Annotated in this window: 11 protein-coding genes; 7 read left to right on the forward strand and 4 right to left on the reverse strand. The window is 72.5% G+C overall.

Translation table 11 applies throughout. From position 1 onward, the window contains the following. Positions 1-37: 37 nt before the first annotated feature. The gene (locus tag E4099_RS21500; protein ID WP_135340741.1) at positions 38-535 is read right to left on the reverse strand and encodes a MarR family winged helix-turn-helix transcriptional regulator; all 498 of its coding nucleotides are present in this window, start codon (positions 533-535) and stop codon (positions 38-40) included. Positions 536-680: 145 nt separating this feature from the next. Between E4099_RS21500 and E4099_RS21505 the strand changes: the two genes are divergently transcribed. Both E4099_RS21505 and E4099_RS21510 read left to right on the forward strand, forming a co-directional pair. Continuing rightward, complete coding sequence (locus E4099_RS21505) at positions 681-1,658, forward strand: EamA family transporter (RefSeq protein WP_135340742.1); 978 nt, start codon at positions 681-683, stop codon at positions 1,656-1,658. Positions 1,659-1,732: 74 nt separating this feature from the next. After that, positions 1,733-2,368 carry an NAD(P)-dependent oxidoreductase gene (locus E4099_RS21510; protein ID WP_135340743.1) on the forward strand — a complete coding sequence of 212 codons (636 nt, stop codon included), beginning with the start codon at positions 1,733-1,735 and terminating at the stop codon, positions 2,366-2,368. A 154-nt stretch (positions 2,369-2,522) separates the two neighbouring features. Here the strand turns inward: E4099_RS21510 and E4099_RS21515 are convergent, their stop codons facing one another. Further along, a complete protein-coding gene (locus E4099_RS21515; protein ID WP_135340744.1) occupies positions 2,523-3,182 on the reverse strand; it encodes a TetR/AcrR family transcriptional regulator in 660 nt (219 codons plus the stop codon). Between the two features lie 79 nt (positions 3,183-3,261). Between E4099_RS21515 and E4099_RS21520 the strand changes: the two genes are divergently transcribed. Beyond that, a complete protein-coding gene (locus E4099_RS21520; RefSeq protein ID WP_135340745.1) occupies positions 3,262-3,897 on the forward strand; it encodes an NAD(P)-dependent oxidoreductase in 636 nt (211 codons plus the stop codon). Between the two features lie 248 nt (positions 3,898-4,145). Beyond that, positions 4,146-4,538 (forward strand): DnaJ family domain-containing protein, encoded by a 393-nt coding sequence (locus E4099_RS21525; RefSeq protein ID WP_135340746.1) that lies wholly within the window; start codon positions 4,146-4,148, stop codon positions 4,536-4,538. Here E4099_RS21525 and E4099_RS21530 read toward each other — a convergent pair. Next, a complete protein-coding gene (locus tag E4099_RS21530; protein ID WP_135340747.1) occupies positions 4,516-6,783 on the reverse strand; it encodes a family 2 encapsulin nanocompartment cargo protein terpene cyclase in 2,268 nt (755 codons plus the stop codon). The two genes, E4099_RS21525 and E4099_RS21530, sit on opposite strands and share 23 nt — an antisense overlap. A 183-nt stretch (positions 6,784-6,966) precedes the next feature. Further along, a complete protein-coding gene (locus E4099_RS21535; RefSeq protein ID WP_135340748.1) occupies positions 6,967-7,359 on the reverse strand; it encodes a VOC family protein in 393 nt (130 codons plus the stop codon). 112 nt (positions 7,360-7,471) lie between these two features. Between E4099_RS21535 and E4099_RS21540 the strand changes: the two genes are divergently transcribed. The 3 genes from E4099_RS21540 to E4099_RS21550 all read left to right on the forward strand — a co-directional run bounded on the left by E4099_RS21540 (position 7,472) and on the right by E4099_RS21550 (position 10,760). Beyond that, on the forward strand, positions 7,472-8,113 hold the full coding sequence (locus E4099_RS21540) for a TetR/AcrR family transcriptional regulator (RefSeq protein ID WP_135340749.1): 642 nt from the start codon (positions 7,472-7,474) through the stop codon (positions 8,111-8,113). Between the two features lie 283 nt (positions 8,114-8,396). Then, a complete protein-coding gene (locus E4099_RS21545) occupies positions 8,397-8,975 on the forward strand; it encodes an HhH-GPD-type base excision DNA repair protein (protein WP_135340750.1) in 579 nt (192 codons plus the stop codon). Between the two features lie 255 nt (positions 8,976-9,230). Then, a complete protein-coding gene (locus E4099_RS21550) occupies positions 9,231-10,760 on the forward strand; it encodes a M28 family metallopeptidase (RefSeq protein ID WP_386390387.1) in 1,530 nt (509 codons plus the stop codon). Positions 10,761-10,867: the final 107 nt, after the last annotated feature.

A 10,867-nucleotide genomic window follows, 5' to 3' on the forward strand; every position in this document is an offset into this window, starting at 1 on the left:
GGTCTGGGGTCTGGGGTCTGGGGTCTGGAGGACCGGGTCAGTCCACCTTGTCGCCGAGGGACTCCAGCAGGACGCGCAGCGCCCCGGCCAACGCCTCGCGCTGATCCGGTCCGAGCGCGGCGAGCACCCGTTCCTCGGTGGCCACATGGTCGGGCAGCGCCCTGTCGATCAGCTCGCGACCCTCCTCGGTGAGGGTGACCTCCACGCTGCGCCCGTCCGACTCGCTGGGCAGCCGGGCCACCAGTCCACGCGTCTCCAGCCGGTCCAGCCGTTGGCTGATGGCACCCGAGGTGACCATGGCGCTGCGCATCAGTTCGGCCGGGGTGAGGCGGTGCGGGGGGTCGTTGCGCCGCAGGGTGGCGAGTACATCGAAGGAGGGCCTGTCCAGGCCGTGCGCGGCGAAGGTGCGGCGCAGCTCGGTGTCGATCAGCTGCCTCGCCCGGGACAGCCGTCCGATCACCGCCATGGGGGAGACGTCCAGGTCGGGGCGCTGCGCGGCCCACTGCGCCAGGACGCGGTCGACGTGATCTGCCATCGGCCCAGCGTAGTCAACGCCGTCCGGCGGGCCGAGTGGCCGTCCCCGTTCGGAAGCCTCTCCTCGGGGTGCGCGCTCGCCGCCCCTCGACCCGTCTCCTGGCACGACCTCGACAGATCTCTTAGCACTGAGATACATTTGCTTAGTGCTAAGGAATCGGATCGGGATCATCCTGCTGACCGCGCTGGCTCCCGCCATCTGGGGGTCCACCTACCTCGTCACCACCGAACTCCTGCCTCCGGGCCGGCCCTTGCTGGCCGCGGTGATCCGGGCGCTGCCGGCCGGGCTGGCGCTGATCGCCATCACCCGACGCCTGCCGAAGGGCAGTTGGTGGTGGCGGTCCCTGGTGCTCGGGGCCCTGAACATCGGGGTGTTCCTGGCACTGCTCTTCATCGCCGCCTACCGGCTGCCGGGCGGAGTCGCCGCCACCGTGGGCGCCCTGCAACCCCTGCTGGCCGCCGTTCTCGCCGCCGGACTGCTCGGTGAACGGCTGACCCTGCGCACCGTGCTCACCGGCCTCGCCGGAGTCGCCGGGGTGAGCCTGCTGGTACTGCGCGCCAACGCCGCGCTGGACACCGTCGGGGTCGCCGCCGCGGCCGGCGGTGCGGCGGTCATGGCCACCGGGGTGGTACTCAGCAAGCGCTGGGTCGCGCCCGCGCCGCTGCTGGCGGTCACCGGCTGGCAGCTCACCGCCGGCGGACTGCTGCTGGTTCCGGTGGCACTGGCCGTCGAGGGCCCGCCGCCCTCCTCGCTCACCGGCGCCAACCTCTCCGGGTACGCCTACCTCTCGGTGGTCGGCGCGGCCATCTCCTACAGCCTCTGGTTCCGCGGCATACGGGCCCTGCCGCCCATCGACGTCACCTTCCTGGGACTGCTCAGCCCGGTGGTCGCCACCACCCTCGGCTGGCTCGTCCTGGACCAGGGGCTCACCGGGCTCCAGATGCTGGGCGGGCTGACGGTCCTGGCCGCACTGGTCGCCGCGCAGACCCATGGCGTACGGCGCCCCCGCGGCGGACCGGCCTCCGCGGCGGATCCGGCGGCAGCGCGGGAACCGGCCCCTGACCCGGAGCGGGACGCACTGCCGGAGAGCACGCCGGCCGCGCCGCGAGCCCGGGCCTGCTGACCCACTTCCCTCCCCTCTCGTCCCACCACCCAGTCGGTACACGCCCCCGAAGGGGCACGAAGGAGCTGAGCAGTATGCGCATCACCGTGTTCGGAGCAGCCGGCAATGTGGGGCGCCGCGTCGTGTCCGAGGCGCTGTCCCGCGGCCATGAGGTGACAGCCGTGGTCCGCGACTCTTCCCGGGCCGCCGATCTGCCGGCCGCCGCCCGGATACGTACCGGGCGCGCGGACCGGGCCGACGAGGTCGCGGAGTTGACCACCGGCCAGGACCTGGTGATCAGTGCCACCCGCCCGGCGCCGGGGAGCGAACCGGAACTGGTCGCCACCGCCCGGGCGCTGATGGCCGGGCTCGCCCGCAGCGGCGTACGACTGCTGCTGGTCGGCGGCGCCAGCAGTCTGAAGGTGCCGGGCACCGGCGGCACCGTGGAGGAGGCCCCGGACTTCCCCGCCGAGCTGCGCCCGATCGCCCGGGCCTGCACCGCCCAACTGGAGGTCTGCCGCGCCGAACAGGGTGTGGACTGGACGTACCTGAGCCCGCCCGCGCTGCTGGAACCGGGCGAGCGCACCGGCCGGTTCCGGCTCGGCACGGACGAACTGCTGGTGGACGCGGAGGGCAACTCCGCGGTCTCCATGGAGGACCTGGCGATCGCCCTCCTGGACGAGGCGGAGAACCCCCGGCACCACCGGACTCGCTTCACGATCGGCTACTGACGGACGTACGGGTCTGCGGACCCGTGGGCATACGGTCTGGCCCCGGCTCGGGTACGAGCGGGGGCACTCCCCCGGCAGCCCTCACGCGGGCGGTCTCGCCCAGGCCCGGGCACGGTCATCCGGCCGGCGCCCGGGCCCGGCCCGACGCGCCCCCTCAGGCTCGGTCCGCCTCCGGCGCGATTCCCTTCAGCAGGGCCCGTACCGCCTCGACCACGAACTCCTCCTCCCCTTCGGGGCACAGCGCGCCCTCCGGGGCCTCCTCCGCGTAGAACAGGGTCAGAAAGGCCCGGTGGAAACAGGCGCCGATGAGCAGCGCCGCCGCGGCGTCCGGGTCGATGTCGGCGGAGAGCCTCCCCAGCGCCTGCTCGGCGCGCAGGTAGTCGGCCAGCAGCCGGGGCATCTCGTGCGGGCCCGTCCCGTCCTCGGCCAGCCGTCGGCGGTGCGCGGCGAGCAGGTCCGGACTGGCGAAGAGCGAGGCGCCCATCGCGAAGCTCTGCCGGAAGAAGGCCACCGCGATCCGGGTCACCTCCCTGAGGTGCTCGGCCACCTCCCCTCGCCCCGCCCGGGCGGACAGTTCGCCCAGCGCGTCGGAGAGCCGGGGCGCGCGCTCCTTGAGCACCCGGATGAAGATCTCCTCCTTGTCCCGGAAGTGCTTGTAGAGGGCCGCCTCGGAGCAGCCGGCCGCCCGTGCGATCTCCTTGGTGGTGGTGCGGGTGAGGCCGACCGTGACCATCAGGTTCGCGGCGGCGTCGAGGATCCGGGCACGGGTGGGGGCCTTGCCGGTCAGTGGCGGCGGGGCGGCTTCGGAGGTCATGGAGGGATCCTATTTGACGGGTGAGTGAGTGCTCACCCACACTGCTGGGTGGGCACTCACTCACCTTCGTGGAGGGGTCGTGAACATCACCGTGCTGGGCGCCACCGGCGGCGTCGGCAAACATCTGGTCAGCCATGCGCTGGCGGACGGGCACCAGGTCACCGCCGTGGTGCGGGAACCGGCGCGGCTCGCCGTACGGCACCAGAGGCTGACCGTGGTGCGCGGCGACGCGCTGGACGCGACATCCCTCAAGCCCTTCCTGGAGACCACTGACGCGGTGCTCTCAGGCATCGGCCAGGCGGGCCGGAAGGACCCTCTCCGTCCCGCCTCCACCTCGGCCCGCGCCGCGGTCGACGCGATGTCCGCCACGGGGGTGCGGCGCATCGTGGTCGTCAGCGCGGCACCGCTGAACCGCTCGGGCGCGGGCCAGGGCTTCGCCACCCGGAAGGTGGCCTCACCGCTGCTCTGGGCGGTCCTGCGCGAGGTCTACACCGATCTGGAGCGGATGGAGCGCGTGCTGGGCGAGAGCGGCCTGGACTGGACGGCGGTGCGTCCGCCCAAGCTGGACGACAGGCCGGGCACCGGCGGCTACCGGCACAGCCTGGAGTCGGGCCCGCCCGGGGCCACCATCGCCCGGGCCGATGTGGCCCGGGCGATGGTGGACTTCCTCACCGCTCCGGAGACCTTCGGGCACGCGGTCGGCGTCAGCCGCTGACTCCGGTCGCCACCGCGCCGGGCCAAGCCGGCCCCGTACCGGCGGCCACTCCGTGCGGGCAGGTCCCCGCCCGAACCGGCCGCCACCACGTACGGGCAGGCCTACGCCCGCACCCGCAACCACCGCGTACGGACAGGCTCGCGCCCGAACCGGACACCACCCGCTCGGACCAGCCGGCGCCCGAACTTGCCGTGCCATGCTGGACGGAGAGGACCACATCCCGAACACTCCGGAGAGAGGGGCCCGCGGTGACCGAACGCAAGCCGCCCGGTGTCGATTTCGAGACCTGGACCGACCGGCAGATCCGCGAGGCCGAGGAGCGTGGCGAGTTCACCAACCTCCCCGGCTTCGGCAAACCGCTCTCCGATCTCCGCCAGCCCTATGACGAGGAGTGGTGGATCAAGGAGAAGATGCGCCGGGAGAACGTCGCCTTCCTGCCGCCGGCGCTGGCCCTGCGCAAGGAGGCCGAGGACGCCCTGGACGCGGTCGGGCGGGCCCGGACGGAGGCGGCGGTGCGCCGGATCATCACCGAGATCAACGAGAAGATCGAGGCGGCGCTCCGGATGCCGCCGCCCGGCCCGCCGCTCCGACTCCAGCCCTTCGACATCGAGCAGGTGCTCAGCGACTGGCGGCGGCGCTGAAGGCGCGGGCCGCGGAGGTGCCCAAACCGGTGGGGCCCTCGCCCCAGCGTGGCGCCGCCACCCCGGCCCGCAGCTCGGCCTCGCCGTAGCGGCGGCACTCCCGGTGCCAGACCAGGATGCCCGACAGCCAGTTCTGCAGCTCCCGCACATAGCCGTCCAGGATCCGGCGGGCCTGGCCGGAGAGGTCGAAGTCCTCGTAGAGCACCGGCAGCTCATGGGCGGCGACGTGCTGGAACTGCCGCATCCGGGAGTCCATCAGGTCGTGCACGATGGCCACCGCGGTCGGGCAGTCGCAGTCGAAGAAGTTCTGCACGACCAGGACGCCGTTGTGCACCTCGCCCTCGTACTCGATCTCCTTCTGGTACGAGAAGAGGTCGTTGAGCAGGCAGGCGTAGTCGGCGGCGGCGTTCTCCAGGGAGCGCATCGGGCCGCTGCGGTAGACCTCCTCGGGCACCTGCCGCCCGTGGGCCAGCCGGCACAGGCTCATGGTGAGGTCGGAGCCGAAGGTCATCCGGCGCATCTCGACGTAGTCCACCGGGTCGGGGATGCGGTGCTGGGCCTGGTTGGCCAGCTCCCACAGCCAGCTGTCGACCATGTCCTCCACGGTGCTCCGGAAGGTGCGCCGCGCGTCCGGGGTCATCGGACCGGCGGTGCGCGCCCACAGGTCGGCCAGCCCGCGCTCCAGTGCGTTCCCCGGGGCGGGGGTGGCATCGCGGCCCCCGTCCACCGGCATGAACAGCTTGAGCCGCTCGTTGGCCGCCCGCGCCCCTGCGAGGTCCCGGACCCGGCCGAAGACCACGGGGTAGTAGTCGTCCGCGTAGGTGCCCCACGTCAGCCAGCCCGAGGTGAGGTTCAACTGCTCCGGCGAGGCGTCCGGGTGGATGCCGGCCGCGCACAGCGGGAAGTCGAATCCCGCCAACTTGGCCCTGTCCCAGATCCCCGAGCCGAACACCCCGGGCTGGGCCTCCAGCATGCCCATCCGGTGCCCCCACTCGAGGACATGCCGCCGGGCGCCCTCCAGATGCGGGCTGCGGGCCGCGGGGAAGGGCATCCGGAACTCGGGCAGCAGGGACGGACCGGTGCCGCGGTACGGGATGTGGCCGCGGCCGCGCAGCCGGCCCGCCCCGCCGACCAGCAGCGCGGAGACGTCCAGCGCGGAGGTGCCCAGCCCGGTGGGCCGGGGCGAGGCCCCCGACCGGGGAAGGCCGCCGAGCCCGCCGAGGCCGCCCGGGAGCGGGGTGCCCGAGGTCACGGCGCCCTCGTTCATATAGCGGCTGGACCGCAGATGCCACTCATGCCCGCCGGACTGCCAGTCCTGCAGGCCCTTCACATAGGCCAGCACCCGCGCGCTCTCGTCCGGCGGCAGACCCGTCTCCGCGAACAGCGGCCCGAGCTCGGTCAGGGTGGTGTCCTCGAACTGCTGAAGGCGTGAGGTGAGCAGGTCGTTGACCGCCTCCGCCGCCTCCTGGGTGGTGCAGTCCAGGAAGGTCTCCAGGACCAGCACGCCGTTGCTGAACTCGCCCTCGTCCTCCACCTCCCGCTGGTAGGAGAACAGGTCGTTCCGCAGGTGGACGGCGTCGGAGAAGCTGTCCTTCAGCACCCGCAGCGGCCGTGAGCCGGCCACCGCGGCCGGGACCTCGGCGTTCGCCGCGAACTCGACCAGCCCCGCGGACCAGGGCGCGCCGCCCACCTTGCGGCGCATCTCGATGTACTCCACCGGATTGGGGATCCGGTCGGCGTTGATGTTGGAGAGCTCCCAGAGGGACTCGTTGAGCAGGTTCTCCGTGCTCTCCGCGAACCGGGCCCGCCACTGCGCCGACATGGCGGGGACGGTGCGGGCCCACAGGTCGGCCAGCCCGGACTCGACCGGATTCCGCGGCTCCGGAACAGGCGCGGACAGGTCCATCGGCATGAAGGCGGGCAGCCGGTCCAGGTACTCCTTGCCGCCCGCCCGGTCCTGGGTGCGCTTGAACAGCTCCAGGAAGTGGTCGTCGAAGAAGAAGACCCACACATACCAGTCCGTCACCAGCGAGAGCGCCGGGCCGTCGCAGTCCGGATGGGTGTACGCGCACAGCAGCGCGTAGTCGTGGGAGTCGAGGTCGCTCTCCTCCCAGACCCCGGACCCCTCCAGCATCCCGTGTCGGCGGGCCCACTTCTTGGAGTGCTCCCGGGCCTCCTCCAGATGCGGGTTCAGCCGCGCGGGATACGGCATGTAGAACTGCGGCAGCACGAACGGCTGGCTCATCGGTATCCGGACCCTCCCCAGAATCCGCCGCGCCCCCGCACGGGCGGGAGCCGACGACCTCGGACAACGGGGGCAGCGCTACCCCCGTCCCCGGACCACCACGCAGCCCCCCGCCCAGATCAACCCCTACGAGTGAAGCGCCCGGAAAACGCTGGACACGCCCCGGCGCCGGGCGCGGACCCGTCACTCCGCCTGGCCGGCCGGGGTGACCCACTCGACCAGCTCGACTATGACGCCGTTGGGATCGGTGACCATGAACAGCCGCTCGCCCCAGGGCTCTTCCCTGATCGGGAGGGTGATGGCGACCCCCTCGGACCGCAGCCGCGCCTCCTCCGCCGCCAGGTCGTCCACGGTGAAGGCGATGATCACGCCCGCGGCTCGCTGCTCTCGGAGGTCCTCCGGCAGCACCTCGATGCCGCGTCGCAGCAGCACGAGGTTGGGGGCGCCCTCCCGGCCCAGCGAGGCGAAGCCATCCGCCTCCATCTCCACCTGGAAGCCGAAGTGCCGGGTGAAGAACTCGACCGAGGCGGGCACCTCGTCGACGGTGAGCGAGACGGTGGTGGTGTTGATGCGCATTGGGTCCCCCCTGGCGATTTTCTTGTGCTCGACATAAAATTAGGACGAACCTTCGAAGGTGTCAACATAAAATGAGGTCCGACCTAAAAATCGCCGGTAGGAGGCCGAAGACATGAGCGCCGACGCGCCGGGGCTGCGCGAGCAGAAGAAGCGGGCGACCCGCCGAGCCATCTCCGACCAGGCCACCCGGCTCTTCCTGCAGCGCGGCTTCGACACGACGACCATCGCGGACATCGCGGCCGCCTCCCAGGTGGCCAAGATGACGGTCACCAACTACTTCCCGCACAAGGAGGACCTGGCTCTCGACCACTCCGAGGAGTTCGTCGCCGGCCCGGCCGAGACGGTCGCCGGCCGGGCCGTGGGGGAATCCGCGCTGGCCGCCCTGCGGCGCGCCTTCCTCACCGCGGTGGACCGCCGGGACCAGGTCATCGGCTTCTCCGGCCCGGCGTTCGCCCGGATGGTCGCCGACAGCCCCACCCTGCTGGCCCGGCTGCGCGAGCTGCACGAGCGGCGGGAGCAGGCGCTGGCCGACACGCTCGCCGCGGAGACCGGCAGCTCCCCGGAGGACGTCGTACCCCGGGTGGTCGCGGCCCAGTTGAGCGGGGTCTACCGGGTGCTCTTCACGGAGTTGCAGCGGCGCACCCTCGCCGGCCAGGACGACGACCTGATCGCCGCCGAGGTGGCCGAGCGGGCCCGTACCGCCTTCGACCTGCTGGCCCCGGCACTGGACGGGTACGCGATACGCACCGGGTGACCGGCCGCCACGTTGAGTGGCGGGCCCGGCGCACCCCTCGGAGAATGGCCCCAGGACGGCGGACGGCCGACGCGGCGCACGGACGCGGCCCGCGGGCGCCACGGCGCGGAGGCCGGCCCGACACCCGGAAGTCGGACCGGGCCTAGGGGGACGGACCGGGACGCGGGAGATGGACCGGCCCCCGGGAACGGACCGATGACGCGGGGGGATTGGACCGCGGCGCGGCAGGAGCGGCAGGAAGGAGGCCGGGGTGCGACGGACCCCCGTACACCCCCGGACGCCTATGGACAGCACCGTTCGACTCGCCCAGCAGCCGGAGGCCGACGCGCTGCTGGGCCGCAGCCCGCTGGCCCTGCTCGTCGGGATGCTGCTGGACCAGCAGGTACCGATGGAGTGGGCGTTCTCCGGTCCGTACACCATCGCGCGGCGGATGGGCCGGGAGGACCTGGACGCGCACGAGATCGCGGTCTACGACCCGGAGCGGTTCGGCGCGCTGCTCGCCGAGAAGCCCGCGGTGCACCGCTATCCGGGCGCGATGGCCAGGCGCGTGCAGCAGCTCTGCGGCCATCTGGTCGAGCAGTACGACGGTGACGCCGCCGCGGTCTGGCGGGACGTCACCACCGGCCGGGAGCTGCTGGCCCGGCTGAACGCGCTGCCCGGCTACGGCAAGCAGAAGGCGCAGATCTTCGTGGCGCTGCTGGGCAAGCAGTTCCACGTCCGGCCCCAGGGGTGGCGGGAGGCCGCCGGACCGTACGGCGAGGCCGGTTCCTACCGCTCGGTGGCGGACATCACCGGCCCCAGCTCACTGGCGAAGGTCCGCGCGTACAAACAGGAGGCCAAGCGGGCCGCCAAGGGGGGTTGAGGACCGTGGCGAGGGAGTGCCCGGGGCCGCCGAACCGGGCCCGGTCCGGACCGCCCACCGGGCCGCCGATCCGGGTGCGCCGCACCCGCCCCGCGGAACGGCACCCGACTCCCGTCCCTGATGCATCCCCGCCGCCCTGGCTGGGCAGGATGCAGCGATGCTCACCGGGGCGCACCGGCGCACCGGTCTCTGCCGGGAAGGATCACGTCCGTGGACATACGCACGCTCCCGCCCACCCGCCGGGCGATCGCCGCGCTGGCCGCCGTGGCACTGGCCACTCCGCTGCTGATATCCGCCGCCTCACCGGCCTCCGCCGGCGCCACCGCCCGCGGCGGCGATGACGCCAAGCAGGCCACTCGGCTGGCTCGGCACCTGGTCAAGAAATCGACCGCGGCCGACGCCCGCAGACATCTGGAGAAGCTTCAGGAGATCGCGGAACGTTCGGACGGCAACCGGGCCGCCGGTTCGCCCGGTCACGTCGCCTCCACCGAGTACGTGGCCAAGCTGCTGCGCAAGGCGGGCTACAAGGTCTCCTACGACCCCTTCGATTTCATCTACGTGCAGACCCTGGCGGAGAAGCTGTCGGTGGTCTCCCCGACGCCGCGCGAGCTGTCGGTGAAGACCATGACGTACACCAGGAGTTCGCCGGAGGGCGGGATACGGGCCGCGGTGGCCGCGGTCCCGGTGGACGACACCACCGGCTGCGAGCCGGGCGACTACGCCGCGGGAGCGTTCACCGGGAAGATCGCCCTGATCAAGCGCGGCGGCTGCACCTTCGCGGAGAAGCAGGCCGCGGCGGCCGACGCGGGCGCGGTGGGCGCGATCATCTACAACAACACCGACGGCGCGCTCTCCGGCACCCTCGGCGACCCGGACGCGGGCCGCGTCCCCACCGGCGGGATCACCCAGGCCGACGGTGAGGCGCTGATGGCCGAGGCCGCGCGCGGCGAGGTGACGGTCAATCTGGAGATCCGCGAGTTCCATGAGAAGCGGACCACCGACAACGTCATCGCCGAGACCAAGGGCGGCGACGCCGACAGCACCGTGATGTTCGGCGCCCATCTGGACTCGGTCTCGGGCGGCCCCGGCATCAACGACAACGGCTCGGGCTCGGCCGGACTGCTGGAGGTCGCGCTCCAGCTGGCCAAGGCGCACGACAAGCCGGCGCACAAGATCCGGTTCGCCTGGTGGTCGGCGGAGGAGCTGGGACTGCTCGGCTCCGAGGCGTACGTCGGCAAGCTGCCCGAGGCGCAGCGCAGGCAGATCGCGGCCTACCTCAACTTCGACATGATCGCCTCGCCGAACTACGCGCAGTTCGTCTTCGACGGTGACGACTCCGACCAGACCGGCGCGGGCCCCGGCCCTGAGGGGTCCGCCCAGATCGAGAAGCTGATCAACAGCTTCATGGACGGCCGCGGGGTCCCGCACGAGGGCACCGACTTCACCGGGCGCTCTGACTACGGCCCGTTCATCGAGGCCGGCATCCCGGCGGGCGGCACCGACACCGGGGCGGAAGTGATCAAGACCCCCGAGCAGGCCGCGAAGTACGGCGGCACCGCGGGCAAGGCGTACGACGAGTGCTACCACGCCGCGTGCGACGACCTCTCCAACATCGACATGACCGCCCTGGACAACAACATCGATGTGATCGCGAACCTGGTGGGCACCTACGCCCATGACCTCAGCTCGCTCCACCAGCCCGTGAAGAAGGCGGCCACCCGGGGCGGCGCGGCCAAGGGCGGCGTCGTCCAGGACCGGCACAGCCACGGCCGTGTGACGGAGTGACACCCGGCTCGGCGGTCCCGTGGGCGGGGTGACCCCGCCCACGGGGTGCCCCGCGGTCAGGATCCGTCCCCCCGCGCTCCGGGGCGGCCCCGGCCGACCGTCCGCCG

The organism is Streptomyces palmae (assembly GCF_004684805.1).
GTDB lineage: Bacteria > Actinomycetota > Actinomycetes > Streptomycetales > Streptomycetaceae > Streptomyces > Streptomyces palmae.

Coding starts and splice junctions, on each gene's coding strand:
- E4099_RS21510 (WP_135340743.1), top strand. CDS start 1,733: ATGCGCATCACCGTGTTCGGAGCAGCCGGCAATGTGGGGCGCCGCGTC.
- E4099_RS21535 (WP_135340748.1), bottom strand. CDS start 7,359: ATGCGCATCAACACCACCACCGTCTCGCTCACCGTCGACGAGGTGCCC.
- E4099_RS21545 (WP_135340750.1), top strand. CDS start 8,397: ATGGACAGCACCGTTCGACTCGCCCAGCAGCCGGAGGCCGACGCGCTG.
- E4099_RS21530 (WP_135340747.1), bottom strand. CDS start 6,783: ATGAGCCAGCCGTTCGTGCTGCCGCAGTTCTACATGCCGTATCCCGCG.
- E4099_RS21500 (WP_135340741.1), bottom strand. CDS start 535: ATGGCAGATCACGTCGACCGCGTCCTGGCGCAGTGGGCCGCGCAGCGC.
- E4099_RS21515 (WP_135340744.1), bottom strand. CDS start 3,182: ATGACCTCCGAAGCCGCCCCGCCGCCACTGACCGGCAAGGCCCCCACC.
- E4099_RS21540 (WP_135340749.1), top strand. CDS start 7,472: ATGAGCGCCGACGCGCCGGGGCTGCGCGAGCAGAAGAAGCGGGCGACC.